Annotated in this window: 24 protein-coding genes and 1 tRNA gene; 12 read left to right on the top strand and 13 right to left on the bottom strand. The window is 64.8% G+C overall.

All coding sequences use genetic code 11. From position 1 onward, the window contains the following. Positions 1–8: 8 nt before the first annotated feature. The gene (locus tag E0501_RS17290) at positions 9–836 is read left to right on the top strand and encodes an ABC transporter ATP-binding protein (RefSeq protein ID WP_137702646.1); all 828 of its coding nucleotides are present in this window, start codon (positions 9–11) and stop codon (positions 834–836) included. A gap of 65 nt (positions 837–901) precedes the next feature. Here E0501_RS17290 and E0501_RS17285 read toward each other — a convergent pair whose 3' ends face one another. After that, positions 902–1,729, bottom strand: a complete 828-nt coding sequence (locus E0501_RS17285; protein ID WP_137702645.1) for a hypothetical protein — start codon at positions 1,727–1,729, stop codon at positions 902–904. Positions 1,730–1,857: 128 nt separating this feature from the next. Here E0501_RS17285 and E0501_RS17280 point away from each other — a divergent pair, with 128 nt between their 5' ends. Both E0501_RS17280 and E0501_RS17275 read left to right on the top strand, forming a co-directional pair. Further along, complete coding sequence (locus tag E0501_RS17280) at positions 1,858–3,030, top strand: phenylacetate--CoA ligase family protein (RefSeq protein WP_137702644.1); 1,173 nt, start codon at positions 1,858–1,860, stop codon at positions 3,028–3,030. Between the two features lie 43 nt (positions 3,031–3,073). Then, positions 3,074–4,696: a peptidoglycan-binding protein gene (locus E0501_RS17275; protein WP_161594650.1), complete on the top strand. Its 1,623-nt coding sequence runs from the start codon at positions 3,074–3,076 to the stop codon at positions 4,694–4,696. A gap of 12 nt (positions 4,697–4,708) precedes the next feature. On the opposite strand, the gene E0501_RS17270 is transcribed toward E0501_RS17275, so the two are convergent. The 3 genes from E0501_RS17270 to E0501_RS17260 all read right to left on the bottom strand — a co-directional run bounded on the left by E0501_RS17270 (position 4,709) and on the right by E0501_RS17260 (position 6,961). After that, positions 4,709–6,505: a PHA/PHB synthase family protein gene (locus E0501_RS17270; RefSeq protein WP_137702642.1), complete on the bottom strand. Its 1,797-nt coding sequence runs from the start codon at positions 6,503–6,505 to the stop codon at positions 4,709–4,711. 172 nt (positions 6,506–6,677) lie between these two features. Beyond that, entirely contained in the window at positions 6,678–6,803 is a 126-nt protein-coding gene (gene ykgO, locus E0501_RS17265; RefSeq protein ID WP_008562923.1) for a type B 50S ribosomal protein L36, read from the bottom strand. 83 nt (positions 6,804–6,886) lie between these two features. Further along, positions 6,887–6,961, bottom strand: a tRNA-Val gene (locus E0501_RS17260). A gap of 145 nt (positions 6,962–7,106) precedes the next feature. Between E0501_RS17260 and E0501_RS17255 the strand changes: the two genes are divergently transcribed. After that, positions 7,107–7,967, top strand: a complete 861-nt coding sequence (locus E0501_RS17255) for an N-formylglutamate amidohydrolase (RefSeq protein ID WP_137702641.1) — start codon at positions 7,107–7,109, stop codon at positions 7,965–7,967. 427 nt (positions 7,968–8,394) lie between these two features. Here E0501_RS17255 and E0501_RS17250 read toward each other — a convergent pair whose 3' ends face one another. Continuing rightward, positions 8,395–9,648: a DNA polymerase IV gene (locus tag E0501_RS17250; RefSeq protein WP_137702640.1), complete on the bottom strand. Its 1,254-nt coding sequence runs from the start codon at positions 9,646–9,648 to the stop codon at positions 8,395–8,397. Positions 9,649–9,806: 158 nt separating this feature from the next. Here E0501_RS17250 and E0501_RS17245 point away from each other — a divergent pair, with 158 nt between their 5' ends. Together E0501_RS17245 and E0501_RS17240 are read left to right on the top strand one after the other, a co-directional pair. After that, complete coding sequence (locus tag E0501_RS17245; protein WP_137702639.1) at positions 9,807–10,700, top strand: SPFH domain-containing protein; 894 nt, start codon at positions 9,807–9,809, stop codon at positions 10,698–10,700. After that, positions 10,700–10,987, top strand: coding sequence for an NfeD family protein (locus tag E0501_RS17240; protein ID WP_328591481.1), 288 nt, complete (start codon positions 10,700–10,702; stop codon positions 10,985–10,987). The genes E0501_RS17245 and E0501_RS17240 overlap by 1 nt, the downstream gene beginning before the upstream one ends. Here E0501_RS17240 and E0501_RS17235 read toward each other — a convergent pair. Next, on the bottom strand, positions 10,974–11,741 hold the full coding sequence (locus E0501_RS17235) for an acyl-CoA synthetase family protein (protein ID WP_137702638.1): 768 nt from the start codon (positions 11,739–11,741) through the stop codon (positions 10,974–10,976). The two genes, E0501_RS17240 and E0501_RS17235, sit on opposite strands and share 14 nt — an antisense overlap. A gap of 53 nt (positions 11,742–11,794) precedes the next feature. Then, positions 11,795–12,484, bottom strand: coding sequence for an orotidine-5'-phosphate decarboxylase (gene pyrF / locus E0501_RS17230; RefSeq protein ID WP_137702637.1), 690 nt, complete (start codon positions 12,482–12,484; stop codon positions 11,795–11,797). A 186-nt stretch (positions 12,485–12,670) separates the two neighbouring features. Here pyrF and E0501_RS17225 point away from each other — a divergent pair, with 186 nt between their 5' ends. Next, the gene (locus E0501_RS17225; protein ID WP_137702636.1) at positions 12,671–13,714 is read left to right on the top strand and encodes an AI-2E family transporter; all 1,044 of its coding nucleotides are present in this window, start codon (positions 12,671–12,673) and stop codon (positions 13,712–13,714) included. Between the two features lie 10 nt (positions 13,715–13,724). Here E0501_RS17225 and E0501_RS17220 read toward each other — a convergent pair whose 3' ends face one another. After that, positions 13,725–14,000: a hypothetical protein gene (locus tag E0501_RS17220; RefSeq protein WP_137702635.1), complete on the bottom strand. Its 276-nt coding sequence runs from the start codon at positions 13,998–14,000 to the stop codon at positions 13,725–13,727. A 241-nt stretch (positions 14,001–14,241) separates the two neighbouring features. Here E0501_RS17220 and clpB point away from each other — a divergent pair, with 241 nt between their 5' ends. Further along, positions 14,242–16,860 carry an ATP-dependent chaperone ClpB gene (gene clpB, locus E0501_RS17215; RefSeq protein ID WP_137702634.1) on the top strand — a complete coding sequence of 873 codons (2,619 nt, stop codon included), beginning with the start codon at positions 14,242–14,244 and terminating at the stop codon, positions 16,858–16,860. Between the two features lie 346 nt (positions 16,861–17,206). Here the strand turns inward: clpB and E0501_RS17210 are convergent, their stop codons facing one another. The 5 genes from E0501_RS17210 to E0501_RS17190 all read right to left on the bottom strand — a co-directional run bounded on the left by E0501_RS17210 (position 17,207) and on the right by E0501_RS17190 (position 21,285). After that, positions 17,207–17,629 (bottom strand): hypothetical protein, encoded by a 423-nt coding sequence (locus E0501_RS17210; protein WP_137702633.1) that lies wholly within the window; start codon positions 17,627–17,629, stop codon positions 17,207–17,209. Between the two features lie 38 nt (positions 17,630–17,667). Continuing rightward, positions 17,668–19,419 (bottom strand): DNA polymerase III subunit gamma/tau, encoded by a 1,752-nt coding sequence (locus E0501_RS17205; protein ID WP_137702632.1) that lies wholly within the window; start codon positions 19,417–19,419, stop codon positions 17,668–17,670. Between the two features lie 91 nt (positions 19,420–19,510). Next, the gene (locus E0501_RS17200; RefSeq protein ID WP_137702631.1) at positions 19,511–19,939 is read right to left on the bottom strand and encodes a GNAT family N-acetyltransferase; all 429 of its coding nucleotides are present in this window, start codon (positions 19,937–19,939) and stop codon (positions 19,511–19,513) included. Between the two features lie 5 nt (positions 19,940–19,944). Beyond that, positions 19,945–20,322, bottom strand: coding sequence for a DUF202 domain-containing protein (locus E0501_RS17195; RefSeq protein WP_137702630.1), 378 nt, complete (start codon positions 20,320–20,322; stop codon positions 19,945–19,947). A gap of 45 nt (positions 20,323–20,367) precedes the next feature. Continuing rightward, complete coding sequence (locus tag E0501_RS17190) at positions 20,368–21,285, bottom strand: MBL fold metallo-hydrolase (RefSeq protein WP_137702629.1); 918 nt, start codon at positions 21,283–21,285, stop codon at positions 20,368–20,370. A gap of 143 nt (positions 21,286–21,428) precedes the next feature. On the opposite strand from E0501_RS17190, the gene ypfJ reads away from it, so the two are divergent. The 4 genes from ypfJ to E0501_RS17170 all read left to right on the top strand — a co-directional run bounded on the left by ypfJ (position 21,429) and on the right by E0501_RS17170 (position 25,238). After that, positions 21,429–22,274: a KPN_02809 family neutral zinc metallopeptidase gene (gene ypfJ / locus E0501_RS17185; RefSeq protein ID WP_137702628.1), complete on the top strand. Its 846-nt coding sequence runs from the start codon at positions 21,429–21,431 to the stop codon at positions 22,272–22,274. 4 nt (positions 22,275–22,278) lie between these two features. After that, entirely contained in the window at positions 22,279–22,794 is a 516-nt protein-coding gene (locus tag E0501_RS17180) for a dual specificity protein phosphatase family protein (RefSeq protein WP_137702627.1), read from the top strand. 241 nt (positions 22,795–23,035) lie between these two features. Then, positions 23,036–24,121 carry a TRAP transporter substrate-binding protein gene (locus E0501_RS17175; RefSeq protein WP_137702626.1) on the top strand — a complete coding sequence of 362 codons (1,086 nt, stop codon included), beginning with the start codon at positions 23,036–23,038 and terminating at the stop codon, positions 24,119–24,121. A gap of 118 nt (positions 24,122–24,239) precedes the next feature. Then, a complete protein-coding gene (locus E0501_RS17170; RefSeq protein WP_137702625.1) occupies positions 24,240–25,238 on the top strand; it encodes a TRAP transporter small permease subunit in 999 nt (332 codons plus the stop codon). The last annotated feature ends 2 nt before the right edge of the window (positions 25,239–25,240 follow it).

The raw sequence follows: 25,240 nt of genomic DNA, 5'->3' as shown, positions 1-25,240 counted from the left end.
GACACCCCATGCTGGATGCCGGTGAAACCCCCCAGGAAACCGTTCTTGAGGTCAACAATATCGAGGTGATCTACAATCACGTGATCCTCGTTCTGAAGGGCGTGTCGCTCAAGGTGCCCAAGGGCGGCATCACGGCCCTGCTGGGCGGGAACGGCGCGGGCAAGACCACGACGCTCAAGGCGATTTCGAACCTGCTTCATTCGGAGCGCGGCGAGGTGACCAAGGGCAATATCCAGTATCGCGGCGAACGCGTGCAGGACCTGGACCCGGCCGACCTGGTGAAGCGTGGCGTGATCCAGGTGATGGAAGGCCGCCACTGTTTCGAGCACCTGACGGTCGAGGAAAACCTGCTGACCGGCGCGTATACGCGTGCGGCTTCAAAGGGCGATGTCGATGCCGACCTGAACATGGTCTACGATTATTTCCCGCGCCTGAAAGAGCGCCGCCGCAGCCAGGCGGGCTACACCTCGGGCGGGGAGCAGCAGATGATCGCCATTGGCCGCGCACTGATGAGCCGGCCCGAGACGATCCTACTGGACGAGCCGAGCATGGGCCTGGCGCCGCAGCTGGTCGAGCAGATTTTCGGCATCGTCAAATCGCTGAACGAGGAGGAAGGCTATACCTTCCTTCTGGCTGAACAGAACACCAACGTGGCGCTGCGCTTTGCACATTACGGGTACATCCTGGAAAACGGGCGCGTGGTGATGGACGGGCCCGCGAAAGAACTGCGCGAGAACCCGGATGTGAAGGAATTCTACCTGGGCATGTCGGACGAGGGGCGCAAATCGTTCCGCGACGTGCGCAGCTATCGCCGCCGGAAACGCTGGCTGAGCTGATGTTCCCGACAGCTGAAATACCCAATACCGGGCCGTTTTTCGCGGCCCGTCCGGGAGGGGCTGGCCTAGCCCATCTCGGTGAGGAGGGCGGCTTTCATCTCGGCGATGCGGGCGAGCGCCTCGTCCCGGGTGTTGCGGATGTTGGGCTCGAACCCCTGGCTTTGGGCGCGCAGGCGGATGTCTTCTTCGGTTTCGGAACCGGGTGCGAAGCGGACGGTGCCGAGCGAGGCGGCCTTGTTCAGCCGCTTGCCGCGATAGGCGTAGCGGACCCAGGCACCCGGCAGGATCTGGCAGCCTTCGAGATCGACGAGAAAGAACCACTTGCGGTCGCTCTCGATGATGCGCTCTTCGATGTAGTCGTAGAAATCATCGACGTCGCGGGCGTGGTGGAAGGTGAAATGCGAGAAGTCCACATGCATGATCGGCCCGTCGGGATCGAAGGAAATACGGCGGACGAAATCGGCCAGCGTGTAATTCGGATCATGCACGATCCGGGCGCGGCGGCTGGACGGGAGTTCGGCCAGGCGGGCGAGCGCGGCATCGCGATCGGCGAAAAGGTTGGGGTCGAAGCGTTCGGTGTTGGCGTCGCGCTGGATCTGGGCGCGGGTTGCCTCGGACGCGTCGAAGCGGACCGAGCCCATGGAATGCGCGAGGTTGAGCGCCTTGCCCCGGCGCGAGAACGCGACCCAGGCCGAACTGTCGATCACGCAGCCGGAGTAGTTGACGAGGAAGAACCACTGGGTTTCGCCAGTGGCGGCGATACGTTCCTCGATCCGGTCGTAGAAGGCATTGACGGTTTGCGAACTGTCGAAGGTGAAGCCCGAGAAATCTGCCTCCATGATCTGAAGATCGTCGTGGAAGGTGATGCGGGTGTCGAATGGGGTGTTTGGCATGATGACTCCTCCGTTTTCCAACACCTGGAAAACGGCGCCGGCTACTCGTCCTGTGGGGGGGATATCACCCGGGGTGACGCTACGGCAACTTGGCATACTGTCGCATACAATTTGATGGAGGTCCGGCCATGAGCGGCTTTTACGATGATCTTGAGACACGGTCGGCGGATCAGCGCGCGGCAGAGCAGTTGGCGGCGCTGAACGCGCAGCTGGCGAAACACGACATGCCGCCGCTGAGCGATCTGGCCGATCTGGCAAAGCTGCCGGTGCTGCGCAAATCCGACCTGTCGAGCCGCCAGAAAGCCACGCCGCCCTTCGGTGCACTGCCGGTGACGAACGTGGCGCATTACTTCCAGAGCCCTGGCCCGATCTATGAACCGGGCGGAATCAGCCATGACTGGTGGCGCTCGGGGCGGGCGATGTATGCGGCGGGCATCCGGGCCGAGGATATCGTGCAGAACTGTTTTTCCTATCACCTGACGCCGGCGGGCATGATGTTCGAAAGCGGCGCAAGGGCGATCGGTTGTGCCGTCGTGCCGGCGGGCACCGGACAGACCGAGCTGCAGGCGCAGGCGGCGCATGACATTGGCGTAACCGCCTATACCGGCACGCCCGATTACCTGAAAATCATCCTGGACAAGGCCGACGAGATGGGCCTGAAGTTGGGCATCACCAAGGCCGCGGTGGGCGGCGGGGCGCTCTTTCCGTCGCTGCGGCAGGAATATGCCGACCGGGGGATCTTCTGCCTGCAGGGCTATGGCACGGCCGATCTGGGCAGCGTGGCCTATGAATCCGAGGCGATGGAAGGGATGATCGTCGATGAAGGCGTGATCGTCGAGATCGTGACCCCCGGCACCGGTGACCCGGTCGCGCCGGGCGAGGTGGGCGAGGTTCTGGTGACCACGCTGAACCCGGATTACCCGCTGATCCGCTTTGCCACCGGCGATCTGAGCGCGGTGATGAAAGGCGCAAGCCCCTGTGGCCGCACGAATATGCGGATCAAGGGCTGGATGGGCCGGGCCGACCAGACGACCAAGATCAAGGGCATGTTCGTGCGCCCCGAACAGGTGGCGGCGCTGGTGGCCAAGCATGACGAGATCATCAAGGCGCGCGTCGTTGCCGGGCGTGAGGGCGAGATGGACACGATGACCGTGCAGATCGAGGCCGAGGGCGGAGACGCCGATGCCTTCGCCAAATCGGCGAGCGAGGTTCTGAAGCTGAAGGGCAAGATCGAGGTCCTGACCAAGGGCAGCCTTCCCAACGACGGCAAAGTGATCGAAGATACCCGCAGCTACGATTGAGGCCGGGGTGCCTGCCCCGGCATGGTTCCGGGGAGGTATGATCATGAAAACGACGCTGATGGCGGTGGTTCTGGCCGCGGGCGGAATGCTGAGCGGGCCGGCCTGGGCGGATGACCTGGCGCTGGTCCTGGCCAATGGCCGCCAGGACGAGGCTGGGCCCGCAGCCGCCGAGGGGCTGGCGGCCGACCTGCGGTCGCGCGGATTTACCGTTTTCCAAAGCATGAATGGCGACGCCCGCGAGGTGCAGGCGCTGGCCGTGCAGTTGCGCGCGATGGCAGAGGCGCGCCCGGATGCCGACAGGATCGTGATCGCCGTGACGGGCCAGTTCGGGCACACGGGCCGCGAGGCGTGGTTGATGGCCGAAGCCACACCGCCGCCCGGGGCGGTTGAGGTGGGCATGGCTGGCATTCCGGTGTCGCCGCTGGTTGACCTGGCGCGGCTGGCGCCCGGGCAGGCCCTGGTGCTGATCGGCACGCCCGGGGAGGCGGCGCCGGTTGGCGCGGGGCTGAGCCGGGGGCCGGGCCGGGTGCGCGCACCGCAGGGCGTGACGGTTCTGACCGGCCCGATGGGAGAGCTGCGCCGGATCCTGCGCGATCGGCTGATCGACGAGGGAATGAGCCTGCGTGATGCCCTGGGTGGGCTGCCAGAGGGCGTTGAGGCGGACGGTTTCACCTCGGCCGCCGTGCGCTTTTCCGAGGCGGCGGAGCCGGGCGGCACCGCGATCGCGGGCGAGAATGCCTATTGGCAGGCGGTCGAGGATATCGGCACGGCCGAAGCGCTGCGCGCCTATGTCGACCGCTATCCCTTTGGCCGGTTCGCGCCGCAGGCACGCGCCCGGCTGGCGGCGCTGGAACAGGATCCGCTGGCCCGGGTGAAGCAGATCGAGGAAGAGCTGAACCTGAGCCGCAACACCAAGCGGCAGGTACAACGCAACCTGTCGCTGCTGGGGTTCGATCCGCGGGGGATCGACGGGCTTTTCGGGCGCGGATCGCGCGCGGCGATCGCGGCATGGCAGACGGCCGAGGGACTGGATGCCAACGGATACCTGACCGCCGAGCAGGTGCAGCGCCTGCAGCGACAGGCCGACGTGCGCGCCGCCGAACTGGAGCGCGAGGCCCAGTTGCGCCGCGAGGCCGAGGAGCGCGCCGATCGGGAAATGTGGGCCCAGATCCGCCGAAACGAGGCTGGCCTGCGCCGGTATTTGCGCGCCTATCCCGACGGTGTGTTCGCCGAAGAGGCGGAGCGACGGCTGCAAGCCATCCTGGACGAGAAGCGCGGGGCATCGGAGGCGCGCGAGCGCGCAGCCTGGGATACGGCGCGCCAGGCGGACACGGCGGACGCCTACCGTGCGTTCCTGGCGCAGCATCCCGGTGGCGCCTTTGCCGATGCGGCCCGCGCGCGACTGGCTGAACTGGAAGAGGAGCAGAACAAGCAGGCCCAGATCGAGGCCTGGAAACGCGAAGAGACCCGCGTTGTGCCAAATGCGGGCGCGCGGATGATCGTCGAGCGGATGCTGGCCGCACAGAACCTCGACGTCGGAAAGATCGACGGCGCGTTCGATCGCCAGACCCGACGCGCGCTGCGACAGTTCCAGCGCGCGCGCAACCTTCCGGTCACCGGGTTCGTCAGCCAGCAGACGATGGTCTTGCTGATGCTGAAGCGCTGATCGCCGCGTCGCCTAGCGTATGAAAACGTAGGTGCCCGGCGCGGGCCCGAGCGGCGGATAGCCGGCGTCAGGCGCGCCCATCGGCGGCGGCTCGATCTGGCCGTCGCTGCCGTGCTCTGCCAGCCAGGCGGCCCAGGCGGGCCACCAGCTTCCCTCTACCGGATCGTGCCGTGCAAACCATGCATCGGGATCCATGTAGAGTTCGCCGGAGGCGTGGTGGCCGATCCGGTAATGCCGGCCCTTATGCCCCGGTTCGGAGACGACGCCGCCATTGTGCCCGCCCGAGGTGAGCACGAATTCAAAATCTGCGTCGGTGAAAAGCCGGGTCTTGTAAACGGACCGCCAGGGCGCGATGTGATCGGTTTCGGTGCCGACGACGAAGATCGGTGCGGAAATATCCTTGAGCGCGATCACCCGGCCTTCGACGGCGAAACGCCCCGCGGTCAGGCGGTTTTCCATAAAAAGCCCGCGCAGATATTCCGAATGCATCTGCGCTGGCATGCGCGTGGCATCGGCATTCCAGGTGCCGATGTCGGTTTGCTGTTCCTCGATCCCCAGCAGGTAGCGCCGCACCGCGCGGGTCCAGATCAGATCTTCGGAGCGCAGGGCGCGGAAAGCGCCGACCATCTGTTTGCGGTCAAGATAGCCCTGGTCGCACATCAGGTCTTCGAGCAGCGATACCTGGCTTTCGTCGAGAAAGAGGAGCAATTCGCCCGCCTGGCTGAAATCGGTCTGCGCGGCCAGGAGCGTGAGCGAGGCGAGCCTGTCGTCGCCATCGCGCGCCATCGTGGCGGCGGCGATCGACAGGATCGTGCCGCCGAGGCAATAGCCGCAGGCGTGGATCTTTTCGTTGCCGGTGATGGTGCTGACCGCATCAACCGCCGCCATCACCCCGTTCTGGCGGTAATCATCCAGCGTGACATTGCGCAACTCGGTGCCCGGGTTGACCCAGGAGATGCAGAAAACGGTGTGACCCTGCCCGACAAGGTAGTTGATCAGCGAGTTTTGCGGGCTGAGATCGAGGATATAGTATTTCATGATCCAGGCCGGCACGATCAGCACGGGTTCGGCCTGCACCGTTTCGGTCTGCGGAGTGTATTGGATCAGCTCGAACAGCTCGTTGCGAAAGACGACATTGCCTTGTGTCGCGGCGATGTCCTTGCCGACGGTGAAATCGCTTTCGGGTGTCAGATCTTCCTGCGCAATCACCTTGAGGAAGTCATTGAACGCAAGAGTTGCCCCGTGGCCGAGGTTCTGCCCGGACGATTTCATCGTTTCCGCGATGACCTCGGGGTTGGTCAGCGGAAAGTTCGACGGTGACGCGACATCCAGAATCTGGCGCATCATGAAACGCACACGTTCGGCATCCTGTGTGCGCAGGCCGGGAATATCGTCGGTGGCATGGTTCCACCAGTCCTGGGTTGCCAGAAAGGCCTGCTGCCAGAACCGGAACGGCGGGTGAGCCCATCCGGGATGGGTAAACCGGTGATCGTTCGAGCCGGGTTGAAACGGGCGTTCATTGGTGTCGGGCAACAGCATGTCGGCGGCCAGTTTCCATGCCGCCTCAACCGCGCGCTCGGCAAGTTCCAGCTGGCGGCCCGGCGCGCGCGACAGGTGCATCGCCCAGTCGCTCCAGGCGCCGGCGGCGGCCTGCGGCGACAAACCACCCGTCATCCGCGCGAGGTTGGCGCGCAACGCATGATCCAGCCCGTCATGCGGGTGGATCCGGCCGTCGCCGGTATCGCGATCAACGGGCACGGCGGGTTTCGCCTGTCCCGGATCAAGCTGTTTGCGCGGATGTGACGTCATGGTGGTATGTCCTTGTCCTGCTGCCGTTCTGTCAGGATGCGCCGATTCTGGCCGGCAGCGATGTCAATTCAATGACATGGCGCAAGATCGGCATGCCGGCGCTGAAAACAAGGTCGCGAAACGAAAAAACCGCCCGGAAACCGGGCGGTTCGATAGAGTATTCGGCGCGGGTTCAGCCCTGGCGGGCTTTGAAACGGCGCTGAGTCTTGTTGATGACGTAGACGCGGCCTTTGCGGCGCACGACGCGGCAATCGCGGTGGCGGTTCTTGAGCGAACGCAGCGAGTTCTTGACCTTCATCGGTCTCTCCTATCTGTCGCGGCGCGGGCCTTGCGCCTTGTTTCTGTCCGGGCGCCTCGGCCGGGCCGAAGCGGTGAATGCGATGGTGGGCGGTACTGGGATCGAACCAGTGACCCCTACGATGTCAACGTAGTGCTCTACCGCTGAGCTAACCGCCCGTGAGACCGATACGAGCCCGGCCCCAATAAAACGGGCGCGGGAAAATCCGCGCCGGTCTGGGGGCTTATAAAAGGAGTCGCACGGGGGATCAAGGGCTTTTGGTCAGCCCCGAATTTGCGTAATGATGATGCATCAGGAGACGCCATGCCGAAGGTTGCCTACGATCTCGTCCACCCCGAGCACCGCTGCACCAGCGTGGTGTTCGCCTCGCCCCATTCCGGGCGGGATTACCCGTGGACGTTCCTGCGCCGCACGGTGCTGGACCAGCACGCGATCCGCACCTCCGAGGATGCCTTCGTCGACCAGATTTTCGACTGCGCGCCGCAATTCGGTGCCCCGTTCCTGCGCGCGGGCGCGCCGCGCGCCTTCGTCGATCTCAACCGCGGCGCGGATGAGCTCGACCCCGCGCTGATCGAGGGCGTGGCCAAGGCCGGGCACAATCCGCGCGTGGCGTCGGGGCTTGGCGTGATCCCGCGCGTGGTGGCCAATGGCAAGGCGATCTACAGTGGCAAGCTGCCGCTTGCGGAGGCGAAGCGTCGGATCGACACCTACTGGCGCCCCTACCACGAAATGCTGCAACGCCAGTTGAACGAGGCGCGCGCGCTTTTCGGCGAGGCGATCCTGATCGATTGCCATTCGATGCCGCACGAGGCGCTGGACACGATCACGCGGGGCGTGAAGAAGCGGCCCGAGGTGGTGATCGGAGACCGTTTCGGCGCCTCGGCGCGGGCCGATGTGGTCGAACGGGTCGAGGCGGCCTTTGCCTCGGCCGGGCTGTCGGTGGTCAGAAATGCCCCGTTTGCAGGGGCTTACATCACCCAGACCTATGGCCGTCCGTCGCGCAACCAGCATGCCGTGCAGATCGAGATCGACCGCTCGCTTTACATGAACGAGCAGATGATCCGCCCGAACGGCAACTTCAACGCCTTTCGCCGGCTGATGCGGCAGGTCGTGGCCGAGATTGCCGTTATCGGCCAGGCCGAGGACCGCCTGGCCGCGGAGTGATGTCCAAGGCGGACGCCACGGTTAACGCTGCCGCGACGCAGCGAAGGCGCGGGGGTGATCAGCGGCTGCCGTCCGGCTGACATCCGTGCACCGCCGCAGCGCGGCAAATCTTCACGTGTTCCCGGGTTAACCCACCGTGCGCTCCCCTTCCTGCCCGCCCCCCGGGCCCGCCGCCCACCCACCCGCCCCGGCAGGCCCGGGGGGCTTGGTGTGCGACTTCGGCGCGCGCGCCGGACGAGCTGGTGAATTTGAGTATTTATGCCAAGAAAGAGCAGATCGGATGCTCTTTCTTGGTCCAAATACTCATTGGCCCGACCTGGCGGCAGGCCAGGCGTTTTGGGGGAAGATCTCCGGCGATGGGCTTGCGGGGCCGAGGCGTCAGCCGAGGCCCCGCCCCGCCGCGACACGTGGAACGCGGCACAGTCCCTCAGCGCAGCGCGCGGCCCTTGACGATCGCCTCGGGGCCGAATCTGGCGCGGATGGCGTCACTGGCGCGTTCGGCGCCGGAGCGCCGGGCGGCTTGCGGGTCGAGCAGGTCTGCGGAGCGGTCGGCCTGATCCTCGGGGATCAGTTCGGAGATGCCGACGCCGATCAGCCGGTAGGGACCTTGCTGGCCGATAGCATCGAACAGGGCGCGCGCGGTTCGATAGATCGAATCGGCCAGCTGCGTGGCGTCGCGCAGCGATTGCCGGCGGGTGAGCTGGGTGTGGTTGGCGCGCTTGAGCTTCAGCGTCACGACCCGGCCCGCCAGGCCACGCGCCTTGGCCCGGTCCGACACGTTTTCAGCCAGCCGCCAGATATGGCCGTCGAGCAGGTCGGGATCCGACGTATCCTCGTGGAAGGTGGTTTCGTTGGAGATGGATTTCACAGGCGCGTTGGCCGACACGCGGCGGTGGTCCTCGCCACGGGCGAGGTGCCAGAGTCGGTCGCCCATCGAGCCGAACCGCGCGTGCAGGTCGGCCTTCTCCCAGCGCAGCAGATCGGAAAAGCGGTGGATGCCGGCCTTTTCCAGCTGAGCCTGCATCGCCTGGCCCACACCCCAGATCATCCGCACGGGTTTGTCATGCAGGAAGCTGGCGGTTTCGGCTTCACCGATCACCGAAAATCCCATCGGCTTGTCGAGGTCCGAGGCGATTTTGGCGAGGAACTTGTTGTGGCTGAGGCCGATCGAGCCGGTCAGTCCCAGTTCGTCCTTCATGCGCCTGACGAGCCGGGCCAGCATCACCGCGGGTGGGCGCCCATGCAGCCGCGCGGTGCCCGAGAGGTCCATGAAAGCCTCATCGAGCGAGAGCGGTTCGACGTCGGGGGTAAGCTCGTCCATCATCGCGCGGATCTGTTTCGACACCTCGGCGTAGGGTTTCATCCGGGGCGGCAGCACCACCGCATCGGGGCAGAGTTTCAGCGCCTGGAACATCGGCATGGCCGAGCGTACGCCGCGGATGCGGGCGATGTAACAGGCCGTCGAGACCACGCCGCGCCGCCCGCCGCCGATGATCAGCGGTTTCGAGGCAAGCGAGGGGTCTTCGCGCTTTTCCACGCTGGCGTAGAAGGCATCGCAGTCCATATGCGCGATCGAGAGCGAGAAGAGCTCGGGGTGCGAGACCACGCGCGGCGAGCCGCAGTCGGGGCAGCGGGCGCCTTCGGCGAAGTCATGCAGGCAGGATCGGCACAATGCGGGCATGGGCGCAATTTACGCCGATCCGGGGCGCTTGGACAGGGGGCGCGAGCGGGGGCGACGTGGTAAAAATGCCATGAAAACGCCTGTCATGACGCGTTTTTCTTCCTTTTTTACCTGTCACACCCAATATGAAAGCAAGGGGTGCAAGTAGAGGACGAGTTATGACTCCCGATCAGATGGTGGCCGAAGCGGCCAGCGGAAATGTCGTATTGCTGCTGCTGGCAGCGCTTATCATTATTTCGATTTTCCTGGGCGTGCGGATTGTGCCGCAGTCGGAAAAGCACGTGGTCGAGCGGTTCGGCCGGCTGCACGCGGTTCTGGGCCCGGGGATCAACTTTATCGTGCCGTTCCTGGACCGGGTGCGCCACAAGATTTCCATTCTCGAGCGCCAGTTGCCCAATGCCAGCCAGGACGCGATCACGGCTGACAACGTGCTGGTGCAGGTCGAGACATCGGTGTTCTATCGCATCCTTGAGCCGGAAAAGACGGTGTACCGCATTCGTGACGTGGACGGCGCGATTGCCACCACCGTGGCGGGGATCGTGCGGGCCGAGATCGGCAAGATGGAACTGGACGAGGTGCAATCGAACCGGTCCGCGTTGATCGCGGCGATCAAGGCGAGCGTCGAGGACGCGGTTGAAAACTGGGGCATCGAGGTGACCCGCGCCGAGATCCTGGACGTCAACCTGGACCAGGCCACGCGGGAGGCGATGCTGCAGCAGCTGAATGCCGAACGCGCCCGGCGCGCCCATGTGACCGAGGCCGAGGGCAAGCGCCGTGCGGTCGAGCTTCAGGCCGATGCCGAGCTTTATGCCGCGCAGAAGGCCGCCGAGGCCCGCCGCGTGCAGGCCGACGCCGAAGCCTATGCCACCGGTGTGGTGGCGCAGGCAATCCAGGATAACGGTCTGGAGGCCGCGCAATACCAGGTGGCGCTGAAACAGGTCGAGGCGCTGACCAAGGTGGGCGAGGGCACGGGCAAGCAGACGATCATCCTGCCTGCGAATGCGATCGACGCCTTCACCGATGCGTTCAAGATGCTGAAAGGGGTGAAGTGATGATGTGGGATGTCTGGTGGGCCTGGGTGGCCGCGGGAATTTGCCTGGCCATCCTGGAGGTTTTCGTGCCGGGATTCGTGTTCCTGGGCTTTGCCGTGGGCGCGGTGGTGGTTGGCATCCTGCTGGCGCTGGGCGGCGCGATTGCCGCCTGGCTGACCAGCTCGGTCTCGATGATGGCGCTGATGTTCGCGATCTTTTCGCTGGTGGCGTGGCTAGTGCTGCGCAAGGTGATGGGCGTGCGCAAGGGCCAGATCCGGCACTGGGAGACCGACATCAACGAGGATTGATGTCGGGGCTGTTGTTGACGCCGTAGAGAAAGACGGTCGGGCGGCCGCGTAGCGCTTCGCCCTTGACCAGCCAGCTGAGTCCGAAGGCCCAGACCGAGATGGATTCGGCCCAGAAGGTGAAGTGCCAGGCCGCATCCCAGGCCTGGCCGATATCGCGCAACAGCATTTTGAACACCAGAAGAGCCGCGACCATCGCGAAGATCACCCAGCCGCAGACGCGATAAAGCGCGTTGCGGCGCAGTTTGTCGGGTGGCGGGGACGGGTCATCGGTTCGGGTGAAAAGCCAGATCGACATGACCGCGAGGCTGGACAGAAATATGCCGGCCGAGCCGAAATGCAGAGTGCTTTGCGCCATATCCGAGCCGATCAACCGGTCGGCGAGCGCAGGTGGGCGGTAGCAATCGGCAGCGCAGAGCGTCGGGATCAGAGCGACGCCGAGCGCGGTGGCGCCGGCTATGGTGGAGACGAGCCAGTCGGACAGGATTTCGTCCTCTTCCGGATCATGCCCGTGATAGGCGACGAGAAAGACACCTACGCCCGAGAGCGCCAGAACGAAGACGTCACGCAGGCCGGTGAAGAAGAACTCGGAAATCGATTCCTGCATCGGGATGCCGAAGAACCAAACGCCGATCAGGAGCAGGAAGGGCAGGCAGAAGCCGATGAGGCCGATTGCCTTGCGCAGGCGGTGCAGGGCGGCTTCGAACTGGCTGGCAGTGTGTTCAAGTCGGTCGCGGGACATCTCTTGCGGTTTCATCGGCCGTCCTCCTCGCCCTCAGGGTGAGGCATGGCGATGAGTCTGGCAAGACCTCAGGGTAGTTCGTCCAGCACCGCGCGGGCGGCGGCGGCGGGATCGTCGGCCTGCCAGATCGGCCTGCCGACGACGATATGGTCAGCGCCGTCGGCGATGGCCTGTGCCGGGGTGGCGACACGTTTCTGATCACCCAGCGCAGCGCCGGCGGGGCGGACGCCGGGGGTGACGATGAGTTTTCCGGCCGACGACGGCAGGGCGCGGATCAGGGCGGCCTCTTGCGGGGAGGCGATGACGCCGTCGGCGCCGGCCTCGAACGCCTTTTCGGCGCGTTCCAGCACGAGATCCTTGATATCGCCGGGTTTCATCAGCCCGTCATCGAGATCGGCGCGGTCGAGCGAGGTGAGGATGGTGACGGCGAGGATTTTCAGATCCTTGCCCGAGGCGCCGGCCTTGGCGGCGCGCACCACATGCGGATCGCCATGCACGGTGAGGAAATCGAGATCGAACTGGGCGATCCCGCGCACCGCGTTTTCCACCGTTGCGCCGATGTCGAACAGCTTCATGTCGAGGAAGATGCGCTTGCCCTGTTCGTCCTTGAGCTCGCGCGCGAGCGCGAGGCCGCCGGTGGTGAGCATGCCGAGCCCGATCTTGTAGAAGGATACTGCGTCGCCCAGCCGTTCGGCCAGTTGCAGCCCTTCGAGCGCGTTGGGCACGTCGAGGGCGACGATCAGGCGGTCATCGGACATGGGGAAACCTCGCTGGCTGAGTTTGGGCGGTTTTGGCAGGGTCGGTTCAACTTGACAAGCCAGATGAGCGCCGGAACTGCTCACAAGTCCGGCAGGCTGCCGGTTTCCTGGGGCAAATCGGGGCGCCGGGATTGCATCGCGCAGCCCGAGCGGGTTTCATGCCATTCGGACAGACGGACCCGCGCGATGAGCTTGCAGTTCAGAACCATCACCTATGCCACCGCCCTTGCGATCATGCTGGGGTGGCTTCTGTGGATCGGGCGACCGGTGCTGGTGCCCGTGATCGGGGCCGTCATTTCGGTTTACATCCTGTCGACGGCGGCAACGGCGATGCGCCGGGTGCCGCTTCTGGGGCGGTTGCCGGACTGGGTGCGCCGCGGTATCGCGCTATTGCTTTTTGCGCTGGGGCTGTCGCTGCTTTTTATCCTGGTCATCAATAACCTGGCGCAGGTGGCCACGGCGCTGACGCGATACGAGGCAAACCTGAACGCGCTTGCAACCCAGCTTGCCGACCTGATGGGCGTTACCGATGAGCCGACATGGGCCAACCTGCAGAACATCGTTTTCGGCGAGGTGCATGTCCGTGACTGGATCGCTCCGGCGTTGCTTCAGCTGCGGGCGTTTGGGGTCATGCTGTTCCTGATCGTGCTTTATTCGGCCTTCTTCATGGCCGAGCGCGGCGTGATGGCGCAGAAGCTGGTCATGGCACTGGGCGGCGCGGAAAAAGGCAGCCGCGCGATGGAGATCCTGGAGCGGATCAACGAGAGGATCGGTGGATATCTTTTCGTCAAGACGGTGGTGAATGCCATTCTTGGGATCATTTCCTTTGGCATCCTGCTGGTTCTGGGGATCGAGTTCGCGCTGTTCTGGGCGGTTCTGATCGCCTTTCTGAACTACATTCCCTATATCGGCTCGCTGGTCGCGGTGGTCTTTCCGGTGCTGTTGAGCCTGGCGCAGTTCGGGTCGTTGTGGATGGCCGGCGTCGTGCTGTTCGCGCTGACGGCGGCGCAGGTGTTCGTGGCGGGATTTGTCGAGCCGCGGATGATGGGGCAGGCCTTCAACCTCAGCCCCTTGGTGGTGCTGTTGGCGCTGGCGAGTTGGAGTACCTTGTGGGGGCTGGCCGGAGCGATCCTGGCGGTGCCGCTGACGGCAAGTGCCGTGATCGTGCTGGCGGAAATGCGGGCGACCCGCCCGCTTGCCATCATGCTATCGGCGCGCGGGCGGGTCTGATCTCGACCGGTCAGGCCGCGAGCGGCGGCATGTCCTGCGGCGCTGGGACCCGGGAGACCAGCGGGCGCAGATGCATACGCAGGCCGGGCTTGCCGGATTTGTGCGCTGCCTCGGCCTTTTCGGTCAGGCCGCGGATGACCATCCTGTAATCGGCATGAACGGGGGCCGCGACATAGGCGGGGTAACGATAGCTCAGTCCGCCGTCATGGATGGTGACCAGCGCTTCGAACCCTTCGCGTTCGGGATTGTAGCGGATGTCCGCGATGCGGAGTTTCTCGTGTCCCATGGTTTTCGCTCCTTTCCTTGATGGCGCTTCGCCGCGCCTGTGGAAAACCTGTGGAGAACTTGGGGTGCGGATGTAACGGTTTTAAGGGGGAGTCACGGAATGGTGTGATCATGTGCGAAAATCCGCACATCGCGCCTTGAAGCCCCGTTTCCGGCGCCCCATTTATTTCGGGAGGTTCCCAAAACGACGCATGCCGAAGCCGGGTGCGCAAGGTGGGAAAGCTTGGAAAAGGAGAATTGCCATGAACTTGGACAAGTTCACCGAGCGGTCGCGCGGATTCATTCAGGCTGCACAGACGATCGCCATGCGGGAAGACCACCAGCGGCTCTTGCCCGAACACCTTCTGAAAGCATTGATGGACGACGATCAGGGGCTGGCCAGCAACCTGATCAAGCGCGCGGGCGGAGCGCCCGAACGCGTGGTCGAGGCTGTCGATCTGGCGCTGGGCAAGATTGCCAAGGTGAGCGGCGACGCCGGACAGGTTTACATGGACAGCGCCACGGCGAAGGTGCTGGGCGAGGCGGAAAACCTGGCCAAGAAGGCCGGCGACAGTTTCGTGCCGGTCGAGCGCATGCTGATGGCGCTTTGCATGGTCAAATCGAAGGCCAAGGACGCGCTGGACGCCGGCGCGGTGAACGCGCAGGCGCTGAACGCCGCGATCAACGACATCCGCAAGGGCCGCACCGCCGACACGGCGAGCGCCGAGGAAGGTTATGACGCGCTGAAAAAATACGCGCGCGACCTGACCGAGGCCGCCGAGGAAGGCAAGATCGACCCGATCATCGGGCGCGACGAGGAAATCCGCCGCGCGATGCAGGTGCTGAGCCGCCGGACCAAGAACAACCCTGTCCTGATCGGTGAGCCGGGCGTTGGCAAGACCGCGATTGCCGAGGGCATGGCCCTGCGCATCGTCAATGGCGACGTGCCCGAAAGCCTGAAGAACAAGAAGCTTCTGGCGCTGGACATGGGCGCGCTGATCGCGGGCGCGAAATACCGTGGCGAGTTCGAAGAGCGGCTGAAAGCGGTTCTGAACGAAGTGACGGGCGCTGCGGGTGAAATCATCCTCTTCATCGACGAGATGCACACGCTGGTGGGCGCGGGCAAGACGGATGGCGCGATGGATGCCGCCAACCTGATCAAGCCAGCGCTGGCGCGTGGCGAATTGCACTGCATCGGCGCGACGACGCTGGATGAATATCGCAAGTACGTCGAGAAGGACGCGGCCCTGGCCCGCCGGTTCCAGCCGGTGATGATCGAGGAGCCGACCGTCGAGGATACGATCTCGATCCTGCGGGGCATCAAGGAGAAATACGAGCTGCACCACGGGGTGCGGATTTCCGACAGCGCGCTGGTGGCAGCCGCGCAGCTGAGCCATCGCTATATCACCGACCGGTTCCTGCCGGACAAGGCGATTGACCTTGTCGACGAGGCGGCGAGCCGCCTGCGGATGGAGGTGGATTCGAAGCCCGAAGAGCTGGATCAGCTGGATCGCAATATCCTGCAGATGCAGATTGAGGCCGAGGCGTTGAAGAAGGAAGATGACGCGGCCTCGAAAGACCGGCTGGAGAAGCTGGAGAAGGAACTGGCCGACCTGCAGGACAAGTCCGCCCAGATGACCGCGAAATGGCAGGCCGAGCGTGACAAGCTGGCCAGTGCCCGCGACCTGAAGGAGCAGCTGGACCGGGCGCGTGCCGAGCTGGACATCGCCAAGCGCGAAGGCAACCTGGCGAAGGCCGGCGAGCTGAGCTATGGCGTCATTCCGCAGCTGGAAAAACAGCTGGAGGATGCCGAGAAGGCCGAGGACGAAGGCGTGATGGTGGAAGAGGCCGTGCGCCCCGACCAGATCGCCAGCGTCGTCGAGCGCTGGACGGGCATTCCGGCCGGCAAGATGCTGGAAGGTGAGCGCGAGAAACTGCTGGGCATGGAGGAGAACCTGCATAAGCGGGTGATCGGCCAGAACGCGGCGGTGACCGCGGTGGCCAATGCCGTGCGCCGGGCGCGCGCGGGCCTCAATGACGAGAACCGCCCGCTTGGCTCGTTCCTGTTCCTCGGCCCGACCGGTGTGGGCAAGACCGAGCTGACCAAGGCCGTGGCCGAGTTCCTTTTCGACGACGACAACGCGATGGTACGTATCGACATGTCGGAGTTCATGGAGAAACACTCGGTCGCCCGCCTGATCGGTGCGCCTCCGGGCTATGTCGGCTATGACGAGGGCGGCGTTCTGACCGAAGCGGTCCGGCGCCGGCCCTACCAGGTGGTGCTGTTCGACGAGGTCGAGAAGGCGCACCCGGAAGTGTTCAACGTGCTGTTGCAGGTTCTGGACGATGGGGTGCTGACTGACGGGCAGGGCCGCAGGGTGGACTTCAAGCAGACGCTGATAGTGCTGACTTCGAACCTTGGCAGCCAGGCGCTGAGCCAGCTGCCCGAGGGGGCGGACCCGAGTCAGGCGCGCCGGGACGTGATGGACGCGGTGCGCGCCCATTTCCGGCCCGAGTTCCTGAACCGGCTGGATGACATGATCGTCTTTGACCGTCTGGGCCGCGACGATATGGACGGCATCGTGGAGATCCAGCTGCGCCGCTTGGCAAAACGCCTGGCCGGACGCAAGATCACGCTGGAGCTGGATGATGCGGCCAAGACCTGGCTGGCCGACGAAGGCTATGACCCGGTCTATGGTGCGCGGCCGCTGAAGCGGGTGATCCAGCGCGCGCTGCAGGACCCGCTGGCCGAGGCGATCCTGGCGGGCGATATCCTGGACGGAAGCACCGTGCCGGTGAGCGCGGGCAGCGAGGGCCTGATCATCGGCGATCGCGTGGGCGCCACGAACAAGCCCAAGCCGGATGATGCCGTGGTGCACTGAGCCTGGTGGCCTTGACTGAAAATGACCCGCCCGGGAGACCGGGCGGGTTTTTTCTGGCCGGCCCCCGCGCCGGTGCGCTCACCCGCCCACCCCGCACCGGCGCGGGGGCCTCGTGCTTGACCCGATAGGCCGGCGCGCGCGGCAGAGGTCTGGATTGAGTATTTATTGCCAAGAAAGACCGGGTGGCGGTCTCGGGCTAGTTGGTCTTTCTTGGTGAAAATACTCACGACCACTGACCCGGCCGCCGCGTCCGAGGGTGCGGCGTGGTCCGGAGGTTTGGACAGGCGGGGCCGAGGCACAAGCCGAGGCCCCCCGGGGCGACGCGCGAAAGCGCGGCGCAACCGTGTCAGCCGTTTTGGCCGGAGCGGCGCAGCCAGAGGATTGACAGGGAGCCGAACGCGATGAGCGTGAGCGTGGCGAGCACCCAGATCGTCAGCGTGAGGTCTCCGACGCAGCCTTCGGCCCGGCCGAGGGCGTGCAGGCCCGAGGGATCGACGCGGGATTCGTACCAGAGCCCGAGGCAGACGATGCCCGAGAAGAGCGCTGCCACGCCGAAATAGAGTTTGCGGCCGGTGAGCAGCGCCAGCGTGAACGCACCCAGGATGCCAAGGCCCGGCAGGGTGGTGGCGATGTGAAACAGCTCATCGAGCCCGGTGGCCGGGCCGTCGGCGGGCGACCAGTAGGGGCGCTCCTTGTCGCAGATTTCCGCCAGGGCGGCGGAGGGCAGGATGGCAAGCGCGAGGCCGATGTGAAGGGCGCGGGAGATCATCTGAGGTTTTGTCCGGTGCTGGCGTCTGCTGATAAGGGTCAGTCTTCCTCGAAAGGATCCCATTCGTCTTCGACTTCGGGAAGGGCTTCGGCCTGGGCTTCGGCGACGATGTCCTGCTGGGTTTTGATGTCGATGATTTTCGCCTTTGGGAAGGCATCGAACACGGCCTGGACCAGGGGATGTTCGCGGGCCTCGGCCTCGAGCGCGTTGCGTTCGGCGTTGCGCAGCTCGAGGATCGAGGGGGCGCCGCCTTCGCTGACCACGGAGACGGCCCAGCGGTTGCCGGTCCAGCGTTGCAGGGCGGAGCCGAGGCGCTGGGCGAGATCGGCGGGGGAGGTTGGCGTCGGCTGATAGGTGATGCGGCCGGGCTGGTAGGAGACAAGCCGCAGGTCGGCCTCGACATCCATCAGGAGTTTGCCGTCGCGGTTGGCGCGGATGAGTTCCACCACGTGATCGAAGGTAGGATAGTGCGCGAGCGCGGTTTCCGCATCCTGCGCCAGTGCGGCGCTGGGCCCGCCGGAATGGCCGGCCTGCACCGTGCCGCGCGACATTGCATGGCTGCCGTTGCCGCCGCCCGGGCCGGGCGCGGGCGCACCGCCGCCCGTGGGTGGGAGGGGCGGCGGGGTGGCATCCTTGAGTTTCTTCACCAGTTCGTCCGGTGTGGGCATGTCGGCCACATGCGTCAGGCGGATGATCGCCATTTCGGCGGCCATCATCGCGTTGGGGGCCTGGGCCACCTCGTCGAGCGCCTTGAGCAGCATCTGCCACATCCGTGCCAGAACGCGCATCGGCAGGGCATCGGCCAACTGTTGCCCGCGGGTGCGCTCATCGGGGCTGACCGTGGGGTCCTCGACCGCTTCGGGGGTGATTTTCACCACGCTGACCCAGTGGGTGATTTCGGCCAGATCGCGCAGCACGGCAAGAGGATCGGCGCCATCGGCATATTGCGCGGAAAGCTCGGTCAATGCGCCGGCGGCGTCACCCTTCATGATCATGTCGAAGAGATCGAGCACGCGGCCGCGATCCGCGAGGCCGAGCATGGCGCGGACCTGGTCGGCAGTGGTTTCGCCGGCGCCGTGGGAAATGGCCTGATCGAGGAGCGAGGTGGCATCGCGCGCCGAGCCTTCGGCGGCGCGGGTGATGAGCGCCAGCGCATCGTCGGCGATCTGCGCGGACTCAGAGTCCGCGATGCGGCGCAGCATGGCGATCATGTCTTCGGGTTCGATGCGGCGCAGATCGAAGCGCTGGCAGCGCGAGAGCACGGTGACCGGCACCTTGCGGATCTCGGTGGTGGCAAAGATGAATTTCACATGCGCGGGCGGCTCTTCGAGCGTTTTCAGGAGCGCGTTGAACGCGCTGGTCGAGAGCATGTGCACTTCGTCGATGATGTAGATCTTGTAGCGCGCGGAGGCGGCGCGGTAGTGCACGCTGTCGATGATTTCGCGGATGTCCCCCACGCCCGTGCGCGAGGCGGCGTCCATTTCCATCACGTCGACATGGCGGCCTTCCATGATGGCGACGCAATGTTCGCACTGTCCGCAGGGTTCGGTGGTGGGGCCGCCGGTGCCGTCGGGGCCGATGCAGTTCATCCCCTTGGCGATGATCCGGGCGGTGGTGGTTTTGCCGGTGCCGCGAATGCCGGTCATGATGAAGGCCTGCGCGATGCGGTCGGCCTTGAACGCATTTTTCAGCGTGCGCACCATCGCGTCCTGCCCGACGAGATCGGCGAAGGTCTCGGGGCGGTATTTGCGCGCGAGAACCTGATAGGTTTTCTTTGCGTCGTCGCTCATGCGATGGCCTTTGCTGGATTCGGGCGTGGGGGGCACGGTAAAGCCGGGCGGCGGGGAGGTCTAGGCCGCAGGTGGGTCAAATGCGGGCCGGTCATTCGACGGGGATGGAATAGAGCACCAGATCGTCACGGAACGTTGCGCCGATGCTGTGCCAGAAAGCCCGGCCTTCGCGGTTCATTTCGAACACCATGAGATGGCATTTGCCGATGCCTTCGCCGCGAAGCCCGGCGATGGCCGCGTCGACAAGCGCGCGGGCGATGCCGGTGCGGCGGTGGTCCGCCCCGGTGGCGAGGTGGTGGATGAAGCCGCGCCGCCCGTCATGACCGACAAGAATGGTGCCGACGATCCGACCGTCGTGCAGGGCGACAAGGCTGAGGCCGGGATTGCGGGCGAGAAAGGCGAGAATGGGTGCATGTTCGTCTGCCGCGCTAAGACCGACACCCGGAGTGGCCTCCCAGAGGGCGCGGGCCTCGGGGTAGTCGCCGGGCAGGAAGGGGCGGAGCGTGATACCGGGGGACATGACCGTTAGATCAACCACAGGATGGCGCCGATGGACAGCGCGCCGAGCGTGACGGTGGCGCTGATCATGGTGAAGCTGTGGCGGTCTTCGACCCGGGCGGAATGTTCGGACAGCCGCTGCCGGGTTGCGACCGCGCGGGCCCGGGCCGACCAGACGAGAAACAGGGACAGCGCGAGAAAGAGGCTTGCCACGGCCTTGGGCGCCCAGGTGGGTTCGAGCGTGCCGAAAACCGCGTGCAGCCCGATGGCGACGCCGAGGCAGCCGAGCGCTGTGCCGAGCGCGCTGTTGAACGTGCGTTCCGAGGCCATGAGGGTGCGATCCTCGGACCATTCGGTGCGCCGGTGCGACTCGGCCTCGGGGCTGGTGTCGGGCTTATCCGTCATGCTCGGAAAGTAGGGGCGCGCAGGGGGCTGGTAAAGACTGGCCGGTTATTCCCATTCCATTTCCGTGAAGACCTGTTGCGCGTTGCGTCCGGCGAGAATGTCGAAGTCAATCAGGTAGGAAAACGCGGACTGGTCGATTTCTACCGAACCGATGATATCGCCGCCCTCGTCGATATAGGCGCGCATCGCGGTGCGCAGATGAGCGATGTAGTCGCGGGTTTCGCGTTTCGCGGTGGCCAGATCGGTGGCCGGACCGTGACCCGGGATAACATGGACCGGATCGAGCGCCGCCATGGCATCGAAGGCCTCGAGCCACTGGGACGACGAGGAGAAATCGAAGAGGCCCAGCAAGCGCCCGACATAGACGATATCGCCGGTAAAGACGGTCGAGGCATCGGGCACCCAGACGAAGCTGTCGCCCGGCGTATGCGCGATGGCCGGGTGGCGGATTTCAAGCGTTCGACCGCCGAGGGAAAGCGTGTAGCTGTCGTCGAAACCGATATCGGCATGGGCGGGCACGGTGCCTGCGAAGGCATCGCCCAGAAGGGTGGAGAGCATGGTTTGCTGCATCGAGGCGCGCGCGGCCTGATCGGCGATGGCGGCGGAGGAGGCGATGACCGTGGCGCCGCGGGCCTGCCAGTAGGCATTGCCGATCCAGCGGTGATCCTGACCGCCGGTGTTGATGACGAAGCGCACGGGCTGATCGGTGAGCGACTGGACGACGGTATCGAGCGCAGCGGCGCCCTGTTCACTGCCGCCCGGGTCGATCAGCACGGCGCCGTCATCGGTGACGACAAGGCCGAAGGTGGCGTTGTTGCCGAGGTTCTCGGGCGTTCTGTTGCCGAAGGGGCCGACGATGGCAAAGGTGCGCGGCGCCACCTCTTGCACGTCGTAGGGCGGGGCCGCACGGGCGGGGAGGGCGAACGCGATCAGGAGGGACAGGGCAAGAAGGACAAGACGCATGGCAGGCTCCGCTGGGTGGGCCCTTGTTATGGCACGAAATGTCACGCGCCGCGAAGCGTGCCGTTGTCGCGGGGCAACAAAGGATTGGCATGAGGGCGGAATCGGGCCAGTCTGGGCGAAGACGAGTTCTGGGGAGTTTTGGGATGCGACTGAGAGGAGTGCGCGGCAGCCGCAACGTGGAGGACCGGCGTGGACGGCGCGGTGCGGCCGGGGCCGGGATCGGCGGTGTCGGGCTGTTGGTGGTGCTGGCGATCGGGTATTTCGCCGGGATCGACGTGACGCCATTGTTGCAGGGGCAACTGGACGGTTCGGCGCAGCAAACCGGCGCGCCAAGGGAACTGACCGCCGAGGAGAAACAGGCGGGCGAGTTCGCCACGCGGGTTCTGGCAACGACAGAGCAGGTCTGGGGGCAGGTATTCCCGCAGGCCTTCGGGCGCGAGTATGCGCCGCCGGTGCTGGTGCTGTATAGCGGAGTGACGCAAAGCCCGTGCGGCGGCGCGAGCGGCGCGACGGGGCCGTTCTATTGCCCGTCCGACCGCAAGGCCTATCTGGATACCGAGTTCTTTGTCACCATGTCGCACCAACTGGGCGCGAGGGGCGATTTCGCGGCCGCCTATGTGATCGCGCACGAGGTGGCCCACCATGTGCAGAACGAGCTGGGCATCATTCCCAAGGTGCACCAGGCGCGGCAGCAATCGAACCAAGTGGAGGCCAATGCGCTGACCGTGCGGCTGGAATTGCAGGCCGATTGCCTGTCGGGGGTCTGGGCGCGGGCGGTGGATGGCCTGTTGGAGCCGGGCGACCTGCAGGAGGCGCTGAACGCGGCGCGGCAGATCGGCGATGATACGCTGCAGCGCCGGGCAGGGCGGGTGCCGCAGCCGCATACCTTTACCCACGGCACCAGCGAACAGCGCCAGCGCTGGTTCGCGACCGGATACGAGACCGGCGATCCCAACCGGTGCGACACGTTCGGGGCCAGCAGGTTGTAGGGCGATGTCCGATCTCGTGGTATTTGCCCTGCCGGTGGGTGGAGGGACCCTGGCGCTGTCGTCGCTACCCGGGCGCGGGGGCGACTATGCCGGCGACCTCGAGGTCTATCGTGAATGGAAGCCCGGAATCGTGCTGTCGATGACGACAGAGGCCGAGTTCATCGAGGTGGGCGCGCCGCATTTCGGCAGCGATATCCAGGGGTTGGCAAGCCGCTGGTGCCACCTGCCGGTGCAGGATTTCGGCACGCCGGGCACCGAGATGGAGGCCAAATGGCCCGAGGTCAGCCAGGCGGTGCGCAGCGCGCTGAACGGCGGCGGCCGGGTTATCGTGCATTGCAAAGGCGGGTGCGGACGATCGGGCATGGTGGCGCTGCGGCTGATGGTGGAATGCGGCGAGGACCGTTTCGAGGCGCTGAACCGCCTGCGGGCCCTGCGCGATTGCGCGGTCGAGACCAAGGGCCAGCTGCAATGGGCCTTTGCGGGGCAAGCCGCCGAGCCCGGGGAAGGGCGCGACCAATAGGCGCGAATCGTGATTATGCACGGGTGAGCGTGCGCACGGAAAACAGCCGGAGCGGGAAGCCCGTGCGAAAAATTGTGCATTGATCCAAGCGATTTGCGGGTTTTGGTAAAGTAACATTACCAGTTTTCGAAAAATCCAATTGTTTTCTGGTCCGACATGCTTAGTAATTGACGGCATGGAGGCTGCGGGGTTTACCTATGGCCTGTGAACGATAACGAAAACGACAACTCGGAGGAGATAAATGGAACGTCGTAAGTTTTTGAAAGGCGCAGCCCTTGGTGCTGGCGCAACCGCGCTGGCAGCGCCGGCGATTGCGCAGGACCGCAAGCAGCTGACCATCGTTTCGACCTGGCCGCGGGACTTCCCCGGCCTGGGCCTGTCGGCACAGCGCCTGGCCAAGCGGATCGTTGAGATCTCGGACGGCCACTTCAACGTGGAATACTTCGCCGCGGGCGAGCGCGTTGGCGCGTTCGACGTGTTCGACGAAGTCGCCTCGGGCAACAGTGAAGCCTATATCGCCGCTGACTACTACTGGGTCGGCAAGCACCCGGGCTTTGCCTATTTCACCGCCGTGCCGTTCGGCATGACCACCCCGGAATGGAACGCCTGGGTGAAGTTCGCTGGCGGCCAAGAGCTGTGGGACGAGCTGTCGGGCGAGTTCGGCCTGAAAGCACTGACTTGCGGCGGCACCGGCGCACAGGCCGGCGGCTGGTTCAACAAGGAAATGAACAGCCCCGACGACTTCAAGGGCCTGAAAATGCGTATCCCGGGCCTGGGCGGCACCGTGCTGTCGAAGCTGGGCGCATCGACCGTGTCGCTGCCGGGCGGCCAGATTTATGAAAACCTGGTGTCGGGCGCGATCGAAGCCACCGAGTGGGTTGGTCCGTACAACGACTACTTCATGAAGTTCTACGAAGCCGCCAAGTACTACTACACTGGTGGCATGCACGAGCCGGGCGGTGGTCTGGCCTTCGGCATGAACGCATCGTGGTGGGGTTCGCTGACCGACTATGAGAAAGCTGTTCTGACCGCGGCCTGCATGGAAGAAAACGGCGCCCAGCCGGAAGAAGCCGCAGCCCTGAACGGTCAGTACCTGCAGAAGCTGATCAACGAGCATGGCGTTGAAGCCCGTGCGTTCAACGAAGACATCTGGGATGCCTTCGGCGATGCGGCGGCGGAAGTGTTCGAGGAAACCCGCGAACACTCGGCCCTGGCTGCGAAGATCAACGACCACTTCCAGGAAAAACTCCGTGAAATCGGGTCCTGGCGCGCCGCGGCCGAGGTCGAATTCTCGCAGCAGCGTAACCGCGTGCTGGGCATGATCTGATTATTGCCTGAACGAGACTTGGGGCGGGGCCGTGAATTGGCCCCGCTCTTCTTACATGAGGCGCAGTCGGCTTCGGGGAGCGAAGTGAAGCCGAATGTCGGCAGTCGGGGGAGTTTCGATGACATCCGCTAGTGCAACACCTGTAGTGCCGAAGGTCGGCGAGACGTCGATGATCGCACGTCTGTTTGGCTGGGGAATGCTGGGCATACTGTTCGCCTTTGCAATCGTGAACGTCCTGAATGTCGGTTGGGGCATTCCAGGGACGCATGAGATTCTTGCCGGGAGCGAAGAGGGCGGCACCTTGATCGCTTGGTTGATTTACGCGGCCGGCCTGGGGCTGGCGGTGGCCTATGTGGTGACGACGCCGGGGCGGAACCTGCGCTGGGATGCCATGAAAATCCACGATTTCAACGTCTACCTGGTCCGAGCCTGTTTCTGGTCGGTCCTGCTGGTGGGCGTGGTCGATGCAACCATCGCGCTGATGCGCGTCGAGAACCTGCTGGGCTTCCTTGGCGAAGACATGGTGCGGGAACTGGGTCGCGCGCAGTTCATCGGACCCAATATTCACCTTCCGCTGGTCGGGCTGGGCCTGATCATCGCGTTGTTCACGCGCACGCTGGGCTTTCACTGGCTGGCGCTGCTGATCGTGCTGGCCGAGCTCTTGATCGTGATTTCGCGCTTCGGCTTTTCCTATGAACAGGCGCTGATGGGCGACCTCGTGCGCTATTGGTATGCCGCGCTCTTCCTGTTCGCGAGCGCCTACACGCTGTTTGAAGACGGCCATGTGCGGGTGGACGTTCTTTATTCCGGTTTCGGATACACCAAGCGCGGCTTCGTCAATGCCTGGGGCTCGATCCTGCTGGGCATGAGCACGGCTTGGGTGATCCTGGCCATCGGCTTCAATGGCAAGCAGTCGATCATCAACTCGCCGGTGATGAATTTCGAGGTGACCCAATCGGGCAGCACCGGCATGTACGTGAAATACCAGATGGCGGCCTTCCTAGGGATTTTCGGGGCGACGATGCTGATCCAGTTCATCAGCTATTTCCTGGAATCCGTGGCGGACTGGCGCGACCACAAGGGCCGGCGTGAAATCGCGCCCGCCGCGGCACATTAAGG

Origin of the sequence: Marimonas lutisalis (assembly GCF_005434965.1) — a bacterium.
GTDB classification, from domain to species: Bacteria; Pseudomonadota; Alphaproteobacteria; order Rhodobacterales; family Rhodobacteraceae; genus Marimonas_A; species Marimonas_A lutisalis.
The sequence above is the reverse complement of the archived record's forward strand: the minus strand, read 5'-3'. Positions and strand labels throughout refer to the sequence as shown.